This window comes from Sodaliphilus pleomorphus, from assembly GCF_009676955.1.
GTDB classification, from domain to species: Bacteria; Bacteroidota; Bacteroidia; order Bacteroidales; family Muribaculaceae; genus Sodaliphilus; species Sodaliphilus pleomorphus.
Genome location: NZ_CP045696.1, coordinates 2674518 through 2698739 on the forward strand (window position 1 = coordinate 2674518; position 24222 = coordinate 2698739).

Sequence of the window (24222 nt, forward strand, 5' to 3'; positions counted from 1 at the left end):
TTTTCTCCTATCTTGTGTTTTTTTCGTGATGCAAAGGTAGAAAAAAAAACTTAATGTTTGGCTCTTTGCAGCTCAAAACATTTGTGCTGCCCAGATGGGGCGGCTTGCCAAAACGAAAAAAAAAAACGCCGAAAATCGTGTTCCAGATTTTCAACGTTTTTTAAAAACTGGTCGGGATGACTTGATTCGAACAAGCGACCCCTCGCCCCCCAGACGAATACTCTAACCGGACTGAGCTACATCCCGATCGCTGCAATCGTGGGGTTGTCCCCTCAATTGCGATGCAAAGGTAGCAAGATTTCTCAAGACGACAAAATTTTTTTACGTTTTTTTGCTTCCAGCTCGTTTAAAATTTCTAAAAAAATAGTTCAAAAAAAGCGATGAGGGGTGAAAACAATGTGAAGAAAAATTGCTACATTTGCCCAACTCTATACCTTTATTATAGATACACCCCAAGCGCCCATGTGCAGTTTTGAAGCAGATTACTATCTAAATACTAACAAATATAATCAAGACGAAGAATGAAAAAACTGTTATTCTTTCTTGCGATAGCTTGTTGTGCAGTGGTCACAGCGCGCGCCTACACGGCGGCCGACTCGGCTGTGATGGCTGGCAAGCTGTCGGTCACGACACAAATGTTTCTCAACGACCGCAGTGCGGCGGCCTCGGGGCAGCAGCCCGAGAAGGCGCCGTCGATGCCCCGTGGCCTGGTGCCCGCCTCGCGCGACATGGCGCGGGCTGTGCGCGTCTATGCCCAGCCCGAGCAGGTGGGCGGGCGCCAGTATGTGCCCTGCTTCATTCGCCTGGCTGCCGGCGGCAGCGTGGGCAGCCTTGAGGCCAAGGGTGTGCAAGTGCAGTGCACCTTCGGTAACGGGCTGCTCACCGCCCTGGTGCCTGTCGACTCGATCGAGGCTGTGGCCCTGCTGGCCGGCGTGAGCCGTGTCAACGTGTCGTCGGTCATGCGCAAGGCCACCGATGCGGCCCGCACGGCCACCCATGCCGACGATGTGCTCACCCGCTCGCTCGACGCTGCGGGGCTGGGCATCGACTCGGTCTACGACGGCAAGGGCGTGGTGCTGGGTGTGATCGACACTGGCATCGACTTTCAGCACATCGCTTTCAAGGATGCCAGCCTGAGCAGCCGCATCAAGCGTGCCTATGTGTACAATGGCACCTCGGCCCGCGAGTACACCTCGATCACCAGCAGCAGCCCCACCACCGACGACAGCGGCGAGGACCACGGCACCCACACCAGCTCTACGGCTGGCGGCTCGAGTGTGATCATCGACGGCAGCAATGTCACTGTCACGACCGACCACAGTGCCGCCACCTATGGCGGCATGGCCCCGGGTGCCGACCTCTACCTGGCCGGCATCAAGGACTTGACCACGACCTACATTGCCAATGCCTTCCAGAAGATATGCAACTATGCCGACGGCGAGGGCAAGCCCGTGGTGGTGAGCAACAGCTGGGGCTCGCAGATGGGGCCTCACGACGGCACCGGCGACGTGGCCGACGTGGTGAACCAGTACTTCGGTGAGAGCCACCCCAACCACATCTGTCTCTTTGCTGCCAGCAACGATGCCGGCAAGTCGAAGGACGACGAGGGCGGCGGCTTCTACGTGTCGGGCACTGCCTCGAGCGCGAGCCCGCTCAAGACCATCATGCGCTGCGCCAGCTACAGCAACACCGATGCCGGCTACTACTACGCCGGCGTGATTGCCAACGCCTGGAGCCACACGCCGCTGCCCGCTGGCAGCAGCCTGGCCTGCCGCATACGTGTGCTCAACGCCACAACCGGCAGCGAGCTCACCTCGGTCACCGTCGCCCCGTCGACCAACGGCACCCGGGTCTCGGGGCTCGGCTCCTACTACACGGGCACGCTCATGGTGTATAAAGACTATGTTGCCTCGTCGAAGTCGCAGATTGTGCTCTATGCCAGCGGCCTCACCTCGCGCGGGGTGAGCTCATCGACCAAGAACGGCGAGGAGTATTACAAGAGCAACTACACCCTGGCTGTCGACTTCTATCCCACCCAGGGCAGCTGCACTGTCGACGCCTGGGGCGGCTCCTACGGCTATTTCTCCAACTATCTCAACCTCGACGGCTACACCTCGGGCAGCGATGCTTCGAGTGTGAGCGACGAGGCCACCATTGCCAACGCCATCCCCATTGGCGCCTATGTGTCGAAAAACACAGTGACCGACCACAACGGCAGCCGCCACACGCTGAGCAGCCTGCCCAACGTGGGCGACATTGCCTACTTCTCGAGCTACCAGGAGAGCGGTGCCGGCGCCACGGGCGAGGTTGTGCCTGTGGTTGCGGCTCCCGGTGCCACCATCGTGGCTGCCGTCAACCACTATGACAGCGACGGCGACTACAGCTATGTGAACGACAACGGCGCCGACTATGACATGTATCGTGTCAACAACAGCACCGTCAACCCCTATGGCAACATGAACGGCACCTCGATGGCCACCCCGGCAGCTGCCGGCATCGTGGCTCTGTGGCTCCAGGCCTCGCAGGCGAAGGGTGCCAAGTATACCAACCTCACGGTGGACAAGGTGAAAGAAATCATGCGCTCTACCGCCATCACCGACACGTGGACCACCACGGGCTCCAACCGCACCCACTTCGGTGCCGGCAAGATCAATGCCCTGGCCGGCCTGCAGATGGTGCTGGGTGCACAGCCCGGCCCGCGCCTGGGCGTCGAGCCCTCGACGCTGGCCTTTGGCACCGTCGGTCTGGGCACCGACAGCGTCAAGACGTTCAAGGTCACCGGCCAGCGCCTCAAGAAGAGCGTGACCATTGCATCGAGCAACAAGGCCTTTGCCGTGTCGCCTGCCACCATCGCCCTGCCGGCCGACTCGACCCTGAGCCAGACCGTGAGCGTCACCTTCAAGCCCGACAAGAGCGGCGACTACAAGGGCTATATCGTTGTGACCAGCGACAGCCTCACCGACACGGTTGCGGTGAGCGGCACGGCACGCCTTGTGACTGTGGCTCCCGTCATGTTGCCGGCCGACTCGGCCCGCATAGGCCTCACCCAGTTCCAGGCCCGCTGGACCCCTGCCACACCGGCTGCCCATGTGGCCAGCTACACCCTCAGTGTCGACGCCAAGCCCGAAACGGCTTGGACCAAGCTGTGGACCGACGACTTCTCGGGCCTGCTTGCCTCAACAGGCACAGGCACCAACATAAGCAACAACCTCGACAACTACACCGATGTGAAGGGCTGGACAGGCTCCTACGTGTATGGCAGCGGCAGCCGCGGCGTGTTGCAGATTGGCTCGAGCTCCAACAGCGGCTATCTCTCTACACCCGCGCTCGACCTGAGCAGCAGTCGCGGCAAGGTCACCGTGAGCTTCAGGGCCAAGTATTTCAGCTCTACGTTCATCAACGATGGCTCCTCGGTGGTGGTGTCGTGTGGCAACGCGTCGCGCACGGTGGCCCTCTCGCGCACTATGGCCAACTACACAGTGGTGCTCGACTGCAACGCAGCCCAGGGCCAGACGGTGCGGTTTGCCACCACTGCCAAGCAGAAACGTGTGCTGCTCGACAACGTCGCCCTCTACTCGGGCGACACCACCGCCACCGCAGCCAGCGCACCGCTGCTGGCCATGAGCGAGACTGGCGACTCGACGAGCCGTGTGATAACTGGCATTGCCGACACTACCTGCCTTGTGACAGGCTTGACTGCCGGCGGCACCTTCACCTACCGTGTAAAGGCCCTGTACACCGACGGTACCGAGAGTGGCTACTCCAACGTCGAGACGGTGACCCTCAGGGCACAGAGCGGTGACCTCGACGGCGACATCAACATGGACGGCCTCGTCGACGTGGCCGACGTCACCACCCTCATCAACTACATCCTGGGCCTCAACCCGAGTCCCTGCAACCTGGCCCATGCCGACCGCAACGGCGACGGTCTCTACGATGTGGTCGATGTCACAGCCCTCACCGGCAAGGTGGTGGGCAAGTAGTGCGTCATCTCATTGCCGACGGCAGCGCCGCGGCGCATCTCTCACAGCGATTCCCGCTCCAGCCTGTGTGGCCGGGCGGGAATCGCTCATTTCACACCAATTGGAAAGATTGAAATCGAGTTGCAAGATTTTAAAGCGTTCCGTCGGCATAGCATCCTGCCCCAATCGGGCATCACTGCCGTAAAAGAGTAACCCTTTTCAACAAGCCATGAAATGTTAAATGAAGGAGCTTGCTAAAACTTTTCGACTCTTATTTTTTTGTGTCGTAAAATTTTGCGAATCCAATGCTTTTCTCTATATTTGTGCACAACCATAAACAATTGTGAGCAATGAGAAGCCGTCAATCACTGCTTTGCATCCTTGCTGCGGTTGTGGTCGTCATCACAGCTGCGGGCAGCAATGCGATAGAGCTTGTCGGCCGTGCCACGATGGTGCAGGCCGACTCAATCCCTATGGGGCTGCCAGGTGACACGGTGTGGGACTTCTCGGGGGTGCGGCCATTGCCAGGGAGCAAGACCTGGGGCGCCAGCAAGATGGGCGACTCGGTGCTGGCAGTGGCCTGCGGCGACAGCCAGCTCACCTATTTGGAAAGGAACGACAGCCTATATTGGCTGGGCTTTGAGAACCCGAGCACTGAGATGCGAGAAACCGGGACTGTGCGGGCTGCCCGCCCGAGCGCCATTGCCGCCGGCGTGCAGCCCTGCAAGTACACCGGCAAGGAGCTCGACCGCGAGGCAGGCCTCGACCTCTACGATTTCGCCGCCCGCCAGCTGGCCCCCGCTCTGGGCCGCACCACCACCCAAGACCCGATGGCCGAGAAATACTACAGCATCAGCCCCTACGCCTGGTGCGCCAGCAACCCCATCCGCAATGTCGACCCCACGGGAAATTGGATTGTGGGAATACGTGGGAAAAAAGTGAGCTATGATAATAGAACTAAAACATGGAAAAATGCGACTAAAGATATTATGGAACTTGGAAACGAGATGGCTAAGACTAAAGCCGGAATGCAAGTTTTGCGTGCAATGCTTTACTCTAAACACCCTATTAGCTTAATTTTTAATAAAACGAGTGTTATAAAACTAGGAAATAGTTACGTTATGGGGCAAACTTCACCGAGAGTTGTGGTTGACAAAAATGGAAAACGACATTTTAAATCGGTGAGCATCACTTTTTTTATGAAGGTAATCAATGACAAGAGCAAGTGGGGTGTGGAATATACTGGTCTTTCTGAGTCTGATGTTCTTGGCACTGTGGGCGTGCATGAGGGTGAACACGGGACGAATGAAAAAGCTTCCAGCAATTTCTATTCTCATCCAAAAGGAGACAAAACCAAGCACAAAGTAGAAGAGAATGCGGAAGAAAAAGAACAACAGCATTTAAAGCAATTAAAATTATTAAAAACACAAGAAGAAAACAATAAATGATGAAAAAGATATTACTAACAACATGTCTACTGCTCATTACGGCCTCGGCAAAAGCTTATAATGAGGAGACAGAAGAGATTTACAACAACATCATTGAGTATTTCAAACAGGGTTTAGCCCCTTGGGGAGAGGATGAACAAGTAAAAGATATTATTCAATATGAACATGGTTCAGGTAAAAATTTTTACAATATATTTAATGTTGTTGATGTTATTAGCGGGAAAGCATTGGCCTGCAATCCAGATGAGAATTTGAATATGGATTTTGGCGTATATAAACTGGATTTCTTTTCAATAGAAGATGATCCTTTTTATATGATGCTGATTTATAAGCACGAAGTGTGGTTCTATATAGGCTCGAGCCGTTTTTTCACAAGGCGTTTGTTCAAAATAAAAAATGCTGACGACGGTTTGATTTCAGATTCTGATATGTTGAAGATTTTGCGAGCTAATTTTTTCGAGGATGAAATCGAGTATAAACGCGATTTTGAATATTTTAACCGTCATGAATTGATGTTCAGAGAAATTGGCAACGTCAGATATTTGCCAAGCGACGATTGAAAACTGAGAAGAGGCCATATTCAATAACGAAGTGCAAAAAAAATCTGGGCAGAAAAAGGTAGAATAAAAAATTATGGCTAATTTTGTAACCTTTCTACAACGACGTAGCAATTAAACAATTAAAACAACTAAAATAACTAAAACAAGAATTATTACATTTATGAAGAAGTTCCTTTTCCTGGCTGTTGCAGCCTTGTGCACCAGCCTTGTGGCCACAGCTGTGCCGGCCAAGCGCACCCCAGTGACTTTCACCCAGAGCGACGGCACTGTGATCACGGTGACCATGTGCGGCGACGAGTGGCATCACGGCTACGTCACCGCCGACGGCCTGGCTGTTGCGCGAGCTGCCAATGGCAATTTCTACTACAACACCGCCAGCGGCATCTCGACCGTGATGGCTCACGACCTGAAAAACCGCAATGCTGCCGAGCAAAGCTATGTGGCGGCCAATCGCAGCCAGTTTGTGCTGGGCGCCACTGCAACGGCTACCTCGCGCCAGCGCGCCCGCAGAGCCGTTGCCAGCCGCCGCAAGGTGCAAGTGCCCCCCACAGGCTCGCCCCGCATCCCCATTCTGCTTGTGCAGTACAGCGACAAGAAGATGTCGCACGACAAGGCCGACTTTGAGGTCCACTACGCCGAGGGACAAAACAGCGTGTATCAATATTTCTACGACCAGTCCAACGGCAAGTATAGCCCGCAATTCGACATCTACGGCATCTACACCTTGGGCAGCAAGCGCTCCACCTATGGCGGCAACGACTCGAGTGGCAACGATGTGGGCGTGGCCAAGATGGTGGGCGAGGCTGTCGACTCGGCCAGCGCTGCAGGCGACATCGACTGGAGCCGCTACGACAACGACGGCGACGGCTATGCCGATGTGGTGATCGTGGTGTATGCCGGCGTGGGCGAGGCCCAGGCCTCAACCACCGTGCCCAGCTCGGTGTGGCCCTGCCAGTGGAACCTGAGTGAGGGTGCCTACTATGGCGACGGCACTGGCGTGCACACCTACAACAATACCAAGGTCGACAAGTTTGCCGTGTTCAATGAGATTACGGGCAGCAGCGACTACGGTACCACGCTCGACGGTATAGGCACCTTCTGTCACGAGTTCTCCCACTGCCTGGGTCTGCCCGACTTCTACGAGACCACCTATGGCAGCGGCTACTATGGCATGGGCTCATGGAGCTTGATGGACTATGGCTGCTACAACGACGACGGCAACACCCCTTGCGGCTACGATGCCTATGAGAAGAACTTCATGGGCTGGGTCAACCTGCTCACGCCCACGCCCAACACCCACTACACTCTGCCGGTGTGGAACAAGAAGAGCGAGAGCACCGATGTGGCCTACAAGGTGGTGAGCGACGTGAACAGCAACGAGTACTTCATCGTTGAGAACCGCGCCCGCCAGGGTTGGGACCGTTACATCCCCGATGCCCATGGCGGCGCCCTGATCACCCACGTGAGCTACATTCCCAGTCGCTGGGACGCCAACACAGTCAACAACTACAGTGTGCAACTCATGACCATAAGCCCGGCCGACAACACACTGAGCAGTTACACCGAGAATGCCGACCTTTATGGCACCTCCAATACCGAGTTTACCGACGACTCGTCGCCAGCAGCTGTGCTCTACCTCACATCGAGCGGCTCGGCAAGTGGCAAGGCTGGCTACCTGGGTAAGCCCATGACCGAATTCACTATTGCCAGCGACAGCACAGTGAGCTTCTGGTACATGAAAGAGGCGCTAAAGAAGACGCTGCCCGTGCTCACTGCCCCCTCGCAGGTCACCGACACCTCGTTTACTGCCCACTGGACCCCGGCACTGAATGCCAAGGAGTACACACTCTATGTGTGCGACACCTTGCTCGTCTCTAAGGCTACCAAGCTGCTCACCGAGGATTTCTCGGCCGGCACCACCAAGTGGACCAGCACAGGCACCTATAGCGAAACAGGCTATCTGCGCCTGGGCAGCAGCCGTGTGAAGGGCAGTGTCACCAGCCCGGCTGTCGACCTCTCGGCCAGCAATGGCGTGACCACAGTGGTCGTCACGGCCAAGCGATACAACAACGATGCCAATGTGCCCATGAAGGTCTCGGTCGTCGATGTCAACGGCATTGAGATCGAAAGCAAGACCTTCACCTTAGGCGCAAGCAATGCCGACTACACTGCTGTGCTCACTGGAAAGGCCTCGGCAGGCAACATGATCAAGATTGAAAGCACGACTGCCAAGAAGCGCGTTATGCTCAAGCAGGCAGTGGTGTATGCCGGCGATGCCTCGTCGTCGGCCTCGGGCGCGTCGCTCAAGGCAGTTGTGGAGACTGGCGACAGTGCCATGCGCACCATCACAGGCATCACCGACACGCTCTACAACGTGGCAGGCCTCGTCAAGAACGGCACCTTCCTCTACAAGGTGAAGGCCATCTACACCGATGGCACCGTGTCGGAGTGGAGCACAGCCCAACAGATCACCCTTGGCCAGAGTGCACTGGCGGGCGATGTCGACGAGAACGGCATTGTCGACGTGAGCGATGTTTCGGCCCTCATCAACGTGATACTGGGCACTGCCCGCTGGACCAATACCGATATCAACGGCGACGGTCTTGTGAATGTGGGCGATGTGTCCAGCCTCAACAACATCATCTTGAACAATTCCAAGTAGCAATTTTCCACTGGCGGGATCTGCCGCCAGCGGTTTTACTCCAGCTCGAGGATGTGCTGTTGCCCGTAGTGGCAATGGCGCATCCTTCGATTTTTTTTGGTCACGTGTGCAGCATGTGTGTTGCCGCCGTCGATTATCTTTTGTAATTTTGTAATTCTGTGATATGACTGATATGAGCAAAAACAAAAAATACAAGATACTCTTTGTGTGCCTGGGCAACATATGCCGCTCGCCTGCAGCACAGACGGTGATGCAGCAGCTGGTCGACGAGCGGGGCTTGGGCGACTGTTTCATCCTTGATTCGGCTGGCACCTATGGCGGCCATGCCGGCTGGCATGCCGATAGCCGCATGCTCCTCCATGCCAGCCGTCGCGGCTACCGCATCACCCACCTGGCACGGCAAGTGAGAAGCTACGACTTCGACGACTTCGACTTGATTGTGGGCATGGACGCCAGCAACGTGAGCAACCTGCGCCGCCTGGCTCCCACGCTGGAGAGTGAGAGCAAAATTGTGAGCATGGGCAAGTACATCGACCGCAAGCTTTTCCCTGGCATCGACTATGTGCCCGACCCTTATTACAGCGGCAGCGATGGCTTTGAACTTGTGCTCGACCTGCTCGAGGATGCCTGTGCCACACTGCTCAACGACATTATCAACAATCAAAACATTTTATCAACATCAATTCATGACAAAGATTAACCTTCTGCGATTGCTCATTGCCGCAATCACGCTAAACATCGTTGCCGCCAGCCACGCGCAGGCACCCATTGCCGTGCGCTGGGACATGGGGCACAACGAGGCTCAAAAGGGCTGCTACAGCTCCAAGTTTGTCATCAAGAACGTGTCGGGCAAGGTGCTCGGCGCCAATTGGCAGTTCTATTTCAACCAGTTCACACGACCGGTGACGACTCCTCAAGACTGTCCCGTCGACGTTGAGCTGCTTTCTACTACCTACTACAGGGTTACGCCCAACGCCCGCTATCGCAGTCTCGCGCCAGGCGATTCACTGGTGGTCGACATGCTCATGCGTGGCACCTATGTCAACGTGTGTTATTCTCCCATGGGCGGTCATGTGGTGCTCGATGGCGACATGGCTCATCCCGTTGCGGTGCACATAGCCTATGGCGAGTTGCGCAATCCCGGGCAGTGGATAGCTCGCAACGACTACCCCGACGGCAACCGCGTGTATGCCTTCAACGAGACGCTCAAGACCAGCAACGACAAGTTCAATTGCTGGGATATCTTCCCGTCGATCAAGCATGTGAAGTTTCTTAAAGGCACATGTGACCTGGGTGGCGGGGTGACCGTTGTAGCTGCCTCGTCTCGTGTGGCCGATGAGAAACACTTCCTGCTTGGCGAGTTGAAGGCGCGCGGTGTCAAGACTGGCCGGGGCGTGACCATAAAGATAGGCTATCTCGGCGCGGGCACGCAGAGCAACCCCGAGCGCTACACCATCGCGGTGGGCAGCAAGGAGGTCAAGGTCTTGGGGGCCAGTCGCGATGGCTTGCTCAATGGCTTGAAGACCCTTGTCGCAGCCATCGACCACAGCAGTGGTCTGAGGCTGCTCAATGCTGCAATCGACGATGAGCCCGCGATGCACTACCGCGGGTTGATGCTCGACATTTCGCGCAACTTCACCACCTATGGCAACCTGTTGCGTTTCATCGACATCCTTTCTTATTACAAACTCAATGTGCTGCAGCTCCACTTTGCCGACGACGAGGCGTGGCGTCTTGAGATACCCGGCCTGCCCGAGCTCACCAGCATCGCTTCGCGCCGTGGCTGCACCATCAATGAGGACAAGTTTCTTGCCCAGATCTTCGATGGCAACGGCAACCCCGACGACCTCACGCAGAGTGCCAACGGTTACATCACCCGCAGCCAGATGGTCGACCTGCTCAAGTATGCCCATGCCCGCGGCGTGCGTGTGGTTCCCGAGGTGGAGACCCCAGGCCATGCCCGTGCTGCCATTGTGGCCATGAAGGCACGCTACAATAAGTATAAAGACACCGACATGGCCGAGGCCCTGCGCTACAAGTTGTGGGATGAGGCCGACAGCAGCGACTTTGTGTCGGCCCAGGACTACAACGACAATGTGCTCAATGTTGCCCAGGATGGCGTCTACAACTTTATCACTAAGGTGGCAGCCGAGCTCCAGTCGATGTACCGCGACGCCGGCCTCACCCTCGACATGATCCATCTGGGGGGCGATGAGGTGGCCAGTGGCGCGTGGGACAAGTCGCCAGCCATAGCCCGGCTCATGCAAGCGCAGGGCCTCGCCACTGCCCACCAGGTGCACGAGTACTTCATCGAGCGTGCTGCCCGCCTCTTGCAGCCCATGGGCTTGAAGATAGGCGGCTGGCAAGAAGTGGGACTCGACCACAGCGACGATTATAATGCCCGCATGGCTCCGCGTTTTGGCTATGTCAACGCTTGGAGCACGGTGGGCCGCAGGGCCGACATCCCCTACAAGCTGGCCAATGCCGGATATCCCACCGTGTTGAGCAATGTCACCAATTTCTATATCGACATGGCCTACAACTGGCATCAGTATGAGAAGGGCCTGCACTGGGGCGGTGCTGTCGACGAGTATGCCTCGTGGTCGGCCCAGCCTCTCGATGTGTACCGCACTGCACGCAGCGACTACGACGGCAATCCTATCGACCTCAAGCACGCAGCCCAGGGCAAGGTGGCGCTCAGGCCTGAAAAGGCTGGCAACATAATTGGCATCATTGGGCCGCTTTGGGCCGAGACAATACGCGACTTCGACCAGGTGCAGAGCTACGTGCTCCCCAAGGCCCTCGGCCTGGTGCAGCGTGCCTGGAACCCGCAACCCGAGTGGAACGACGACGAGTCGACCTATGTGGCCGCCCGTGCCCGCTACAATGCCCAGATAGGCTTGAGCGAGCTGCCCGTGCTTGCCAAGCAGGGCCGCAACTTCCACTTGGGGCAGCCTGGCATCACGGTCGACGGCGGCATGCTGCACGCCAACTGCCAGTACCCTGGCGAGACGGTGCGCTACACGCTCGACGGCAGCGATCCCACCGCTTCATCGCCCGTGTGGACAGTACCGGTGCCCGTGGGCAACGCCACTCTCGTAAAGGCCAAGTCGTTCTATCTGGGCAAGGAGAGTGTGTGCACCTATCTTTGGGTTAAATAAGGATTAACACTTAGTGTTGCTATTTCCCCACAGGGATGTCATACCCCGTGAGACGGAACGCCACCTTGTAGGGCGTTGCCATCTTGCGGGGTTTTGGTCCTGCATAGTAGTAAAACAGCCGTTGCACGTCCCACGACTTGATGCTCACCAGCTGGCTCTCGCCAGCGCGCAGCCTCACGGGCACCGTCACCGTTCGCTCGTGCAGCATTGTGCCTGTCAGGGTGGCGTAGCGCAGCAGCAGGGTCACGTGCGAGATGCGGTGCTTGGTGTTGTTGGTTATAAAAAACGTCTCCTTGGCATCGCTGGCACGCTTGTTGTAGCCCCGCAGTGTCACGTCGCCGGGAGCAATGCCGCTCGTGCTGTCGTTGCTTTCCCATGGCAGCATCTCAACCTTGGCGCTTTGGTTCTTGAGCGTGCTCTGTGTTGTCTTGGTGCGAGGGCTGGCACTCAAGGCCAGCACCCCTGTTGCAGCAAGTGCAAGAAGAAGTCGCAGGTGGTTCATCATAAGTATCTTATTTCGTTAAACACGTTGCCGTTGCCGCCGGCAGGGTAAATCTTCTTGAAACCAATGGGCAGTTTTTCTTCCTCTTTGTCGGGAATGACCGACACGCCTCTGAAAATGCTGGGCAGGAATCGGGCAAAGTTCACTCTCACTTTCACTTTCCAGTGTGGCGGGTCGAAGGTGAGCGTGGTGGCATCGCTGTTGAGCGTGGCCACGCACTCGAGCGGCGATGCAAGCGTGAGGTGGCTGCGCTCGCTGTAGAGCCACAGCCTGAACTTGTTGTCGACGGCGCTGCGGGCCACATATCCCATAACAATGCCGGGCAGCAGCTCGATGTCGTTGCTTGCCAGCAGGATAATGCGGTACCCTATGTTGTGCTCACCGTCCCATTTCTCGATGGCCAGGGTCATCTCCTCGTTGGGATAGTACCATATACCTTCCAGTTGCTGCATGTCGCTCTCGGCAAAGCGGGCTTTCATGCTCTCCTCGTCGATGCCAGGCAGCACCACCGATTGCGGCGGCAACTCCACGGCACTACTTGCCAGGGCCAGCAGCAAGAGCAATAGTGTGGTGAGCAGGTTTCTCATTGTTGCAGTGTTTTCTCGTTAGCAAATTTACTGTTTTTTGTGCTAACGCCCAAAAACATTTTCTTGCACTTGGTGCAAGAAAATGTGATTGAACTGGGCTGGCAATGTGGCACGCAGGTTTTGCTTTGGGAGAAAAAACTTTTTGCTCCTGTAGCGTTGTTGTGGTAGTTCTCTATTTCACCCACTTGGAGTAGCGCAGGTCGCGCAGGCTTATACCCGCAGTGCCGGCCTTGCGCGAGCAATACTTGAAGGTGGCTTGTTTTGCGCCACTGTAGCTGTTCCACTTGAGCACAAGGTCGACCGTTTTGCCTCCTGTGTCGGGCAAGCTACCGGCCAAGTCAAAAGCCACCAGTGCATCGGCAGGCACGCCGTTCACGTCGCCCTGGGCATCTTGATAGAAGGTGACGACATAGGCATTGTCGGCAGTGGGAGTGGCTACCAGGTTCACAATGTGTTTCACTTGGCCGCTCATGAGTGTGCGCACGCGCAGGGTGAGGTACCCGTCTTCGGCGATGGTGACCCAGTCGTTGACAATCTCAACAGGGTCGTTGCCATAGGTTGCCGGGTTGTCGTCGCCCAGGTCTTTGGCAAGGGGCTTGGTGAGGATGCTGTCGATCCAGTTGATGCGCACTGCCTGCTTGTAGGGAGCAGGGTCTTGATCGGCCGTGCTGTAGTTGACAAGGGCGCGCACCTGCCTGTTGCCAAAGGGCGACTGGCTCATGTTCACGGGCTTGAGTGTGGTGCTGTCGTCGAGTTGCAGGTAGAAGCCCGTGTTGCCGGCAGCTGGTTTCACCGTTACAAGGGCATTGGGCATCACAATGTTGTAGTAGTGGTCGTTGTCGTTGTCGAGGCACGACTGCATGGCACATGCCACGACAGCCAGACCCAGCGACAGGAGTAGTAGCTTAATTGTTCTCATTGCTGTGTGTCCTTTCTTTTTTATGTTTCTACACAAGAAACACCCGCACAGTGCAATTCTTGCACCGCTTGCCGCTTTTTTAGGTTAAAAAGTTTTAAACCGCCTCTCTCTCTGGTGATGTGATGCTTTAATTGGTGGCGAAACGATAGGTGAGGCCAAAGCTCAGTATCTCCTTGAATTGCCAGTATTTCCAGTCGGGGTCGAAGGTGTGCGACTTGTCATAGCGCAGGTGAGTATAGATTTGGGTGTTGAGATGGCGTGTGATAGAGAAGTCGAAGGTGTTCTCCCAGTCGCCCTGCACATACTCATAGTTGGTGAACGCATAGAGCCGCGAGGTCCAAGTGATGTTGGCCTTGATTTTCCACGTGAGCTTGCCCTCGAGGTTGCTACCGAAGCTGTGTTTGGTGTGGTGGCCGGCATCAATGCCAAAGGTGGTCGGGTCAAGGTCGTCGATGTTGCGGCACATCTTCATGTTGTAGGACAGGGGGGCTACCGAGAGCGAGAGCATGGTGATGCTTTCCTTGTCCTTGTAGTTGTAGGTCATACCCAAACCCACGTTGAGCTCCCCTGGCGATAGAAACGAGGCCTTCATCGACCGGGTGTTGGACTTGTAGTTGTTCAGAAATTGTGTCTTGAATTGCAGTGTGGCCGAGTAGTAGAAATTTTTCACGGCCTTGTATCCAAACTTGCTGTTGAGCTGGAAATTGTCTTCGTTGATGGCATAGTTACGCAACGAGTCGTTGTGCGCGGTCATGATGCCCAGCTTGTAGCTCACGGTGTTTTCAAACAAATACTTGGGGTGCAGCGTTTGGTTCAAGTTGATGTCCCACTGCAAGCTGCCCAGCACGTTCACATTGTTTTCGCCACCTTGATACCAGTTGTCGCTGATGTAGGCTTGGGTGAAGTGCAGCGAGGTGTAGACGGTGTGCAACCAGTTGCGCCGCTTGAGCTCGCGCCGCTCGATAAAGGCCTCGTCGACCGTCGAGGGCTCGACCACAGTGGGCTTGATCACAAGCTTGTTGCGGCTCGGGTCGGGAGTCACTATATATTCCTTGGGCGGCTCGGGCAGGGTGCGCTCATTGTAGGGCACCAGTTGCGGGTGGCTCGTCATCGCACGATAGCGCAGCGCAACGGCCCGCTTGCGGGCCGAGAGGGCTTTGTCGAGCCAGGCGTGGTCCACGTTCAGGTCTTGCTTCTTCTCGTCGTGGCTTGCCTGCATGCGAGGAGTTGCGACGCTTCCCGCCCACTGCGACACGTCTTGCTGATGGTCGAAGATGAGCGGCATGAATAGCATGCTTGGCTGCACATTCACTGTGTCGAGGCCGGTATTGCTGTCGAGGTCGGGCACGACGACGCTGGGCCTGGCCTGGGAGTCGGGCCACAGGTATTGACTGCGTCCCTTGCCTTGCAATGCCGGCAGGGTGAGCAGAATGATGAGACAGTATGTGAACGCTCTTTTCATATCCAGTGGGCAAAGTTAAGAAAATTTGCCGACAATGGCTTACTTTTTGGCACTAAAGTAGCCATCTTGTCGCTACTCGGTGACGGGAGCACGATCATTTTGTCAACTTTTCCTGCTGGCATGGGCTTTGCAATTCCTGCAATAGAACCACCTCAAGTGATTGTGGTTCCGGAACAATGTCTTATATGTTTGATTTTTAAAATAATAGGAGATATAAACTATGTTACTCGCTCGTAGAAATTCCAATTGGCTTCCCGATGTGTTCAACGATTTCTTTGACACCGATTATCTGCCCCGCACCAGTGCGACGGCTCCAGCCATCAATGTGATTGAAAAAGACAATGAGTATGACGTTGAGGTCGCTGCCCCTGGCATGACTAAGGACGACTTTAAGGTGAGTCTCGACGAGGATGAAAACCTTGTGATCGACCTGGAGAAGAAAAAGCAGGAAGAGTCTGGTAACAAGGGCCAGTATCTGCGGCGCGAGTTCTCCTACACGCAATTCCACCAGTCGCTCATTTTGCCCGACGATGTAGACCGTGCCAAGATAGGCGCCAGCGTGGAAAACGGCGTCTTGACTGTGCGCCTGCCCAAGTACACGCCTCAAGACTTGAAGAAAGAGACCAAGGTGATTCACATCGACTGACATTGACACAGAGGTGATCCCTCACAACCATATTTTTTTACAGTTCTGGTTAGGTTATTGGTTTTTAGTATACACACACACATGTTTATAAGTCCTGTGAAGCTGTGATGAAGCTTCACAGGTTTTTTTTGTGCTTGCACATGCTGGGATTATTGAGTAATTTAGCCTGTGTTAATTCATTTATAAACCGTGATTATGACTAAGACCTGTAATTTCAACTTTGACTGGGCTCGTGACATGGATGTGGCCATCACCGTGTGCGACACCCAAGGAGTGATTGTGTATCAAAACGACCGCTCGATCGAAATCAACTGCAAGGACGGCCGCTCGATGGTGGGGCAGAGCCTGATGCCGTGCCACAACGAGCGCTCGCGTGCGATCATAGCCAGGATGCTCAACGAGAATGTCGACAATGTGTACACCATCACCAAGCACGGCCGGCGCAAACTCATTTTCCAGTCGCCCTGGCGTGTCGATGGCAAGGTGTGCGGGCTGGTGGAGCTGTCGATGTTTCTGCCCGACTCGATGCCGCACTACGACCGCGGGTAGTGAAGGCTACTTTTTTACGGCCTCGACGGTGAAACCTGCGTCCCTGAGCAGGGCTATGAGTCCCTGGCTCGAAGGCAGATGCCCGGCTCCCACAGCCACGAGCACGCTGCCTCGCTGCATCGCGGGTACGAGTGTCTTCACCCAGTTGCGGTTGCGGGCGTAGATGATGCGCTCCATTTCTTGTGGCGATGAGCCGCCCATCTCGGGGGCTCCCATGATGCGCAGTATCTTGTCGAGGTCTTGCTGCTTGTAGGCGCTCACGAGCTGGTCTATCAGCTCCACGACCTTGCCGTCGGCCTTGCAGAACTCGAGCAAGTCGGCTGCCTGCTGGTTGAGGGGATAGCCGAAGAGCAACCGGGCCTGGAACTCAACTGTCTCGAGGCTGTGTGAAGTCTTGCCTGCCGCAGCGGCGCGGGTCTGCACGGCGGCGTCGAGCATGTTGTCGGGATTGCCCAACTTCAGGCTCTTGTCCACTTGCAAGAGCTGCAGGGCCTCGATTTGTGTCATGATGGCGGCTGGCTTCAGCTTCTCGATGGCATTCATGCTCACCATGCCGTTGAAATACTTGTCGACGACGCCAGCCACGATTTTCACTCCTTCGGCCGACAGCAACTGGCTCAGTGTGCTGTCGGGGGGAGCCATCATCATGCTGTTGATGTAGGAGAGTGCTTCGGGGGTGAGCAGTTTGTCTTTCTCGATTTCTACCCACACGCCGTCGACACTGTTGATCACATCGTTGAGTGCAGCTATCGAGTCGATATAGCTGCCGTCGGCCTGGTGCATGGTGCCGAAGAGGTAGCTGGGATGTTGCAGCTGGTTGCCTGTCACCTTCCACAGCAGTTGGGCGCTGGCCGTAATGCTCATCATGAGCAAGGCGAGCAGCATCGAGATCATTCTTTTTGTTGTCATGATGTTGCGTTTTTTTGCAAATTTAGCAGTTTTCAGCGCTTTATCATTACTTTTGGCGATAAAAATTGCGCCAAATCCCACATTCAGGCTATTGCCGTCGACCCGCAACGCCTGTACCTTTGCATCAGTTCTCCCACACAACACAATGGAGGGCAATGTGAATATAATTATTAAGTGAATTAGTTATTGGTTGATGCTTCAACCCAATTACGTAGCCACTTCTAGTAGTAAACTGAAAATTAACGCTCCTGTCACCGATGTGAATCGTTGCATGGGCGTTGTTTTTTTTGAGCGTTATGCCCTCGCGGCAGCAACAGTGGCCTGGCTGCGGTAGAAAACTGTGCCTCGGGTCACTCGATGGGGTAGGGATAGGTGATGTTCCACAGAAATAGAGCATTGCCTGGCATCGACTGCCCGGCCCTACAGCGGTCTTTGCGCTCAATCACGCGGTCAAAGTCATTGACCGTGATTTTGTGAAGCCCCACATCGATCAAGGTGCCCACGATGGCCCTCACCATGTTGCGCAAGAAGCGGTCGGCCGTGATGGTAAACACCCACCGCTCGCCGTCAAGTGGCGTCCACTGGGCGTGTGTCACCTTGCAATTGTTGGTTTTCACGTCGGTGTGCAGCTTGCTGAACGACGTGAAATCGGTGTGCAGCCTCAGCCTGCCGGCTGCCTCGTTCATCAAGTCGAAGTCAAGCTGGTGGTGGCAGGCCCAGCTGTACTGGTTGAGAAAGGGGCTCTTGAGGGTGTGGATGAAGTACTTGTAGGTGCGGCTCGTGGCGTCAAATCGCGCATGGGCGTCACTGGCCACGGGAAATATCTTGTAAATGGCAATGCTCTTGCCCAGTATGCCGTTCAGGCTGTGCACGAGCCGGCCTGTGTGGGCAATGGGCGCTTGGGTGTCGAAGTGCGCAATCATCATGGCAGCGTTCACGCCCGTGTCGGTGCGCCCGGCTCCAGTGATGCCTATGGGCGCGTGCAGCACCATGGCCATGGCTTGCTCAATGGCTTGCTGCACGCTCACGTCGTGGGGCTGCACTTGCCAGCCGTGGTAGGGGCTGCCGTCGTAGGCTAGTCTTATGAAATAGCGCATGAGTGTGTATTGCTTGTTGCGTGATGAGGATCAGTCTTTTTCCAGATAGGTGTAGCCGTAGAGTCCCGAGCGGTAGTTGCGCACAAACTCGTTGCCCTCGTCGCTGGTGATCTTGCCGTTGCGTATCGACTCGGTCACCCACGACTCCACGTTGCGCACCAGCTGCTTGGGGCTGAATTCCACATATTCGAGCACCTCGGCCACCGTCTCGCCGTCGATCATCTGCTCGATGTCGTAGTGGTCGGGATACACGTTGATGTGCACAGCGTTGGTGTCGCCAAAGAGGTTGTGCATGTCGCCCAGTATCTCCTGGTAGGCGCCCACCAGAAACACGCCCAGATAGTAGTGCTCGCCCTTCCTGAGCGTGTGCACAGGCAGGGCATGGGTGATGCCTGTGGGCGAGGTGAAGTTGGCAATCTTGCCGTCGCTGTCGCAGGTGATGTCCTGTATGGTAGCCATGTGGTCGGGCCGCTCGTTGAGCCTCGACAGTGGCATCACCGGAAACACCTGGTCGATGGCCCAGCTGTCGGGCAGCGACTGAAACAGCGAGAAGTTGCAGAAGTATTTCTCGGGCAGCAGCTTGGCCACGCTGCGCAGCTCCTCGGGAGCATGACGCAGCTCCTGTGTGATGAGGTTCACCTCGCGGGCAACCGACCAAAACAGCTTCTCTACAATGGCGCGTGTGCGCAGGTCGATGAGCCCCAGGCTGAAGCGGTCGAGGGCCTCCTCGCGTATCTGCAGGGCGTCGTGCCAGTCTTCAAGCAGGCGTGCCTTGTTGATCTTGTCCCATATCTCATACAGGTCCTTCACCAGGTCGTTGTCGTCGTCTTTTATCTTGTCGGTCTCCTCGTTCCACTTTGGCAACCCTGCTGTCTCCAGCACTTCCATCACGAGCACCGAGTGGTGGGCAGTGAGGCTGCGGCCGCTTTCGTTTATGATGTTGGGATGCTTGAGCCCGTTCTTGTCGCACACGTCGACAAAGGTGTAGACGGCATCGTTCACATATTCCTGTATCGAGTAGTTCATCGAGTGCCCGGTGGCGCTGTTGTGACTGCCGTCGTAGTCCACGCCCAAGCCGCCGCCTATGTCGACAAAGTCGATATCGAAGCCCATCGCCGAGAGCTGCACATAGAATTGCGAGGCCTCGCGCAGGGCGTTCTTGATGCGGCGTATCTTGGTCACCTGGCTGCCTATGTGGAAGTGTATGAGCTTGAGGCAAGCTGTCATGTCGTGCGCCTTCATGAAGTCGAGCGCCTCAAAGAGCTCACTCGTGTTGAGGCCAAACTTGCTGCGGTCGCCGCCGCTCTCTTCCCACTTGCCGCTGCCGCTGCTCGAGAGCTTGATGCGTATGCCTATGTTGGGCATGATGTTGAGCTGCTTGGCCACATTGGCAATCAGGTGCAGCTCGTTGAGTTTCTCCACCACCAGGAAGATGCGCCGCCCCATCTTTTGGGCCAGCAGGGCCAGCTCGATGTATTCGCGGTCTTTGTAGCCGTTGCATATGATGAGCGAGTTGTCGTTCACGTCGGCCATGTTGATGGCCAGCACGGCGTGCAGCTCGGGCTTGGATCCGGCCTCGAGACCTATCTTGAATTTCTTGCCGTGACTCACGATTTCCTCCACCACGGGTCGCATTTGATTCACCTTGATGGGGTAGATCACAAAGTTCTCCCCGTTGTAGTTGTACTCCTTGGCTGCCTTCTTGAAGCAACGCGATATCTTCTCGATGCGGTTGTCGAGTATGTCGGGAAATCTCAACAATATGGGCGCGGTGATGTTGCGCGAGTGCAGGTCGTCCATCACGTCCACCAGGTCGACGGGCACACAGTCTTTTTTGGGTGTAACGGTGACATGACCGTTCTCGTTGATTGAGAAGTAGTCCAGTCCCCAACCATTGATGTTGTATAGCTCGGCGCTGTCGTCGATGCGCCACTTGTTGATGCTTGCTGTCATGCTGCAAAGGTAGCAAAAACTACTCAAACTTTGCACGCTTTTTCCTCTTTATATTCATGCCTGAAAAATATCATTCAGCTTCCCTGCTTTCCCCGTGCCGTTTCGCCGCCTGGTGGCATTTTAGCATGACGACGGCAGTCGCCTGACATGATTTTCCATCGGCGGGTTCAGCACGTTGTATAAAATTGAATTGAATTGAATGGATCTTCTTGTCATAGTTGCTTGTCTCCTTTTTTCAATTCTGGTTTCTTTTCAGCAGCACAGAAATAATTTGCTGTTAACAACGCTATATTTATAATCATGACTATTGTAAGTGCTAATGCAAGTGTTGGTTCTGCACTGGCTACAAGATTTGCTATTGTGCCAATAAATGCAAAAGCTATCGCATAGATCCACAATAAGCATGTCGCTATTTTTCTGATTATTTTATTATTTGCTACGATAAAAATAGACGAGGGTAATATGATACATCCCAAGGCCAACATCTCATTGAGCTTGAAACCATTCAGGTTGTATAGGTATATAGGCCAATAGAACATAAACAAGGCTTGGAGTCCAAACCAAACCACAATCGAGTATGTAATTATTTTAGTTTTCATTTTAAAATTTTTTTAGTAATTTACCATGTGGATTATCATCCAAAAACTATTTTGAAAATAATAGCTGCAATAAAAATTGTAACCATCTCCACAAGAGGGACCTTAGTCTTTCTTCATTTTGATTCGATGATTATCATGTTAGTCGGTGAATTTGATTTTTGAAGAATAGTATTGCAATTCGGCTTTCAGCCTTTCGTATGTTTTGTGAGAGATAAAGATGGACTGCAAGGACGAGCAACAACTAAATGAATCGTCGCCAATGTTAGTCACTGAGTCGGGGATGGTGACGGACTGCAAGGATGAGCAAGCCTGAAACGCACTGTCGCCAATGCTGGTCACGGAGTCGGGGATGGTGACGGACTGCAAGGATTTATCCTCAAACGCATTGTCGCCAATACTGGTCACAGAGTCGGGGATGATAAAATTTTCTCCCTTTGATAAATAAGAAATCAGTTTTCGTCTATCAGAAGTATACAGGTTACCCTCAAATATAGTAAAATGATTGGAATGATTGATAACTCTTGCCGGACAATCTGAAAATGGATTTCCTTTAATAATTGTCACTGACTTGGGGATGGTGACGGACTGCAAGGATGAGCAACCATGAAACGCCCTGACGCCAATGCTGGTCACGGAGTCGGGGATGGTGACGGACTGCAAGGATTTGCAACCATTAAACGCATTGTAGCCAATGCTGATCACGGAGTCGGGGATGGTGACGGACTGCAAGGACCAGCAAGTTGAAAACGCATTGTCGCCAATGCTCGTCACGGAGTCGGGGATGGTGACGGACAGCAAGGAATAGCACTCGCAAAACGTACTGTCGCCAATGCTGGTCACGGAGTCGGGGATGGTGACGGAATGCAAGGAATCGCAACCCCCAAACACACCGTCGCCAATGCTGGTCACGGAGTCGGGGATGGTGACGGACTGCAAGGATGAGCAATACGAAAACGCACCGTCGCCAATGCTTGTCACGGAGTCGGGAATGGTGACAGACTGCAAGGATTCGCAACTCTCAAACGCACTGTCGCCAATGCTTGTCACGGAGTCGGGGATGGTGACGGACTGCAAGGATTTGCAATCTTCAAACGCCCTGACGCCAATGCTCGTCACGGAGTCGGGGATGGTGACGGAATACAAGGATAAGCAAACTGAAAACGCTCCGTTGCCAATGCTGGTCACGGAGTCGGGGATGATGACGGACTGCAAGGATGAGCACCAACTAAACGCACAGTTGCCAATGCTGGTCACGGAGTCAGGGATGGTGACGGACTGCAAGGATTTGCAATCCTCAAACGCATTGTCGCCAATACTGGTCACAGAGTCAGGGATGGTGACGGACTGCAAGGATGAGCAACCCTGAAACGCACCGTCGCCAATGCTGGTCACGGAGTCGGGGATGATAAAATTTTCAACCTTTGATAAATAAGAAATCAGTTTTCGTCTATCAGAAGTATACAGGTTACCCTCAAATATAGTAAAATGATTCGAATGATTGATAACTCTTGCTGGACAATTTGAAAATGGATTTCCTTTAATAATTGTCACAGATTTGGGGATGGTGACGGACTGCAAGGATGAGCAACCATCAAACGCACTGACGCCAATGCTGGTCACAGAGTCGGGGATGGTGACGGATTGCAAGGATAAGCAAACTGAAAACGCTCCGTTGCCAATGCTGGTCACGGAGTCGGGGATGGTGACGGACTGCAAGGATGAGCAACCCGCAAACGCAAAGTTGCCAATGCTGGTCACGGAGTTGGGGATGGTGATAGACTGCAAGGATGAGCAACCATCAAACGCACTGTCGCCAATGCTGGTCACGGAGTCGGGGATGGTGACGGACTGCAAGGATTTGCAATTCGAAAACGCACTGTTGCCAATGCTCGTCACGGAGTCGGGAATGGTGACGGAATGCAAGTATGAGCAATCCTCAAACACACTGTCGCCAATGCTCGTCACGGAGTCGGGGATGGTGACGGGCTGCAAGTATAAGCAACCATAAAACGCACTGTTGCCAATGCTCGTCACGGAGTCGGGAATGGTGACGGAATGCAAGGAATAGCATTCATAAAACGCACCATCGCCAATGCTGCTTGTTCCTTGCCTAATCGTATAATTCCTTAATTTCCGATTAGTGCATTCCAGTAGCTTCTTCCCATCCTTGGAATATTTCACGCCAAACTCATCTGTCCATGCGTCCTTCTTATCTTCTTCCGTCACTTTCGTGCTGATAATTTCAATCTCTGGTTCTTTCGGTCGCTCCAGCGACAGCAGGCGGAAGGATACGTTTGACAAATCGGATTGAGTAAGGGCGATGATGAACAGTCCCACAAGCATGTTCACCTCTGAACACTCAGACGGGAAGATGTCCTTTAAAAGTTGACAGTCTTGAATGGCCCTATAGTCTTTCTCCGAGAAGAGAAGGCGGTCGGCAGCGCCATACTTCTCAAGCAAGGCAGGCTCTTCGGCGATCACCCTGAGAGAAAGCAGAATGGAGGCAAGTGAGAAGTCGTCAATATGCTCGTTGAAGGTTTCTTCCGTGCGTGCGGGGTGACGGAAGTCCGGACTGCCCATCTCCCACGACTTCTGTCCCTTCATTGCCGGAACGAACATGCCGTCGTAGTCTATCAGCACCAGCGTACCGTCCTCTCTCACCATGAAGTTGTCTGGCTTTAAGTCGCCGTGGGCAAATGGCTGCGGCATCAGCCACAGGGCAAGACGGCTGAACTGGTAGGCAAGCAGATGCAACTGATAGCTGTCGTGAAGATGCTGACGGATATACAGGTCGAGGTTGGTGCCCTCCACCCAGTCCATCAGCAGGACGGGAAACTCCTCGCCATCTGCATGGGCAGCGTCGACAAACAGCTCATTGTCCAAATACTGAAACTTGGTGAGAAAACTCGAAGAGACATATTCCAGTTCCTCAGCTATCATCCGGTAGTTTTCCGCACGGTTCGGCTGGTCTTTGAGAAAGCACTTCACGGCATAGAGCTTGTCATTCTTCTCATCCCGCATTTTGAACACCACGGCAAAGTTGCCGCTGGTCATCACAGGATCGCCATTGCCATCGGTCACAGGCCGGAGATTGCGCAGCTTATCGAAGTTGTCCTCCGCATTCCTCACCGCCTCTACATATTCTGATATTAAAGGGTATGTCATTCTGTATTCTATTACATATAATGGACTTATGACTTCAACGA

Annotated in this window: 17 protein-coding genes and 1 tRNA gene; 8 read left to right on the forward strand and 10 right to left on the reverse strand. The window is 54.5% G+C overall.

Annotated elements, in window-relative coordinates; all coding sequences use genetic code 11:
- Nucleotides 1-168 precede the first annotated feature (168 nt).
- Nucleotides 169-246: transfer RNA gene (locus tag GF423_RS11050), tRNA-Pro, on the reverse strand.
- A 275-nt stretch (nt 247-521) separates the two neighbouring features.
- Here GF423_RS11050 and GF423_RS11055 point away from each other — a divergent pair.
- The 6 genes from GF423_RS11055 to GF423_RS11080 all read left to right on the forward strand — a co-directional run bounded on the left by GF423_RS11055 (nt 522) and on the right by GF423_RS11080 (nt 11793).
- Nucleotides 522-3983: a S8 family serine peptidase gene (locus GF423_RS11055; protein WP_154328409.1), complete on the forward strand. Its 3462-nt coding sequence runs from the start codon at nt 522-524 to the stop codon at nt 3981-3983.
- 329 nt (nt 3984-4312) lie between these two features.
- Nucleotides 4313-5410: an RHS repeat domain-containing protein gene (locus tag GF423_RS11060; protein ID WP_154328410.1), complete on the forward strand. Its 1098-nt coding sequence runs from the start codon at nt 4313-4315 to the stop codon at nt 5408-5410.
- Nucleotides 5407-5970, forward strand: coding sequence for a hypothetical protein (locus GF423_RS11065; RefSeq protein WP_154328411.1), 564 nt, complete (start codon nt 5407-5409; stop codon nt 5968-5970). The genes GF423_RS11060 and GF423_RS11065 overlap by 4 nt, the downstream gene beginning before the upstream one ends.
- A gap of 160 nt (nt 5971-6130) precedes the next feature.
- Entirely contained in the window at nt 6131-8632 is a 2502-nt protein-coding gene (locus tag GF423_RS11070; protein ID WP_154328412.1) for a M6 family metalloprotease domain-containing protein, read from the forward strand.
- 172 nt (nt 8633-8804) lie between these two features.
- Nucleotides 8805-9332, forward strand: coding sequence for a low molecular weight protein-tyrosine-phosphatase (locus tag GF423_RS11075; protein ID WP_154328413.1), 528 nt, complete (start codon nt 8805-8807; stop codon nt 9330-9332).
- Nucleotides 9319-11793, forward strand: coding sequence for a family 20 glycosylhydrolase (locus GF423_RS11080; protein WP_206113236.1), 2475 nt, complete (start codon nt 9319-9321; stop codon nt 11791-11793). Before GF423_RS11075 ends, GF423_RS11080 begins: the two co-directional genes overlap by 14 nt.
- A gap of 19 nt (nt 11794-11812) precedes the next feature.
- Here GF423_RS11080 and GF423_RS11085 read toward each other — a convergent pair whose 3' ends face one another.
- From GF423_RS11085 to GF423_RS11100, 4 genes are all read right to left on the reverse strand, one after another.
- Complete coding sequence (locus tag GF423_RS11085) at nt 11813-12298, reverse strand: hypothetical protein (protein ID WP_154328415.1); 486 nt, start codon at nt 12296-12298, stop codon at nt 11813-11815.
- Nucleotides 12295-12882, reverse strand: coding sequence for a hypothetical protein (locus GF423_RS11090; RefSeq protein WP_154328416.1), 588 nt, complete (start codon nt 12880-12882; stop codon nt 12295-12297). The genes GF423_RS11085 and GF423_RS11090 overlap by 4 nt, the downstream gene beginning before the upstream one ends.
- Before the next feature lie 172 nt (nt 12883-13054).
- A complete protein-coding gene (locus tag GF423_RS11095) occupies nt 13055-13801 on the reverse strand; it encodes a NigD1/NigD2 family lipoprotein (protein WP_154328417.1) in 747 nt (248 codons plus the stop codon).
- 127 nt (nt 13802-13928) lie between these two features.
- Nucleotides 13929-15263, reverse strand: coding sequence for a DUF3078 domain-containing protein (locus tag GF423_RS11100; protein ID WP_154328418.1), 1335 nt, complete (start codon nt 15261-15263; stop codon nt 13929-13931).
- A gap of 220 nt (nt 15264-15483) precedes the next feature.
- On the opposite strand from GF423_RS11100, the gene GF423_RS11105 reads away from it, so the two are divergent.
- Entirely contained in the window at nt 15484-15909 is a 426-nt protein-coding gene (locus tag GF423_RS11105; RefSeq protein WP_154328419.1) for an Hsp20/alpha crystallin family protein, read from the forward strand.
- Nucleotides 15910-16104: 195 nt separating this feature from the next.
- The gene (locus GF423_RS11110; protein ID WP_154328420.1) at nt 16105-16458 is read left to right on the forward strand and encodes a PAS domain-containing protein; all 354 of its coding nucleotides are present in this window, start codon (nt 16105-16107) and stop codon (nt 16456-16458) included.
- Between the two features lie 6 nt (nt 16459-16464).
- On the opposite strand, the gene GF423_RS11115 is transcribed toward GF423_RS11110, so the two are convergent.
- The 5 genes from GF423_RS11115 to GF423_RS11135 form a co-directional block, all read right to left on the reverse strand.
- Nucleotides 16465-17367: a TraB/GumN family protein gene (locus GF423_RS11115; RefSeq protein WP_154328421.1), complete on the reverse strand. Its 903-nt coding sequence runs from the start codon at nt 17365-17367 to the stop codon at nt 16465-16467.
- A gap of 350 nt (nt 17368-17717) precedes the next feature.
- Complete coding sequence (gene truA / locus GF423_RS11120) at nt 17718-18464, reverse strand: tRNA pseudouridine(38-40) synthase TruA (RefSeq protein WP_154328422.1); 747 nt, start codon at nt 18462-18464, stop codon at nt 17718-17720.
- Between the two features lie 30 nt (nt 18465-18494).
- Nucleotides 18495-20405 (reverse strand): biosynthetic arginine decarboxylase, encoded by a 1911-nt coding sequence (gene speA / locus GF423_RS11125; RefSeq protein ID WP_154329043.1) that lies wholly within the window; start codon nt 20403-20405, stop codon nt 18495-18497.
- 224 nt (nt 20406-20629) lie between these two features.
- Nucleotides 20630-21016: a hypothetical protein gene (locus tag GF423_RS11130; protein WP_154328423.1), complete on the reverse strand. Its 387-nt coding sequence runs from the start codon at nt 21014-21016 to the stop codon at nt 20630-20632.
- Nucleotides 21017-21154: 138 nt separating this feature from the next.
- Nucleotides 21155-24181 (reverse strand): leucine-rich repeat protein, encoded by a 3027-nt coding sequence (locus tag GF423_RS11135; protein WP_154328424.1) that lies wholly within the window; start codon nt 24179-24181, stop codon nt 21155-21157.
- Nucleotides 24182-24222: the final 41 nt, after the last annotated feature.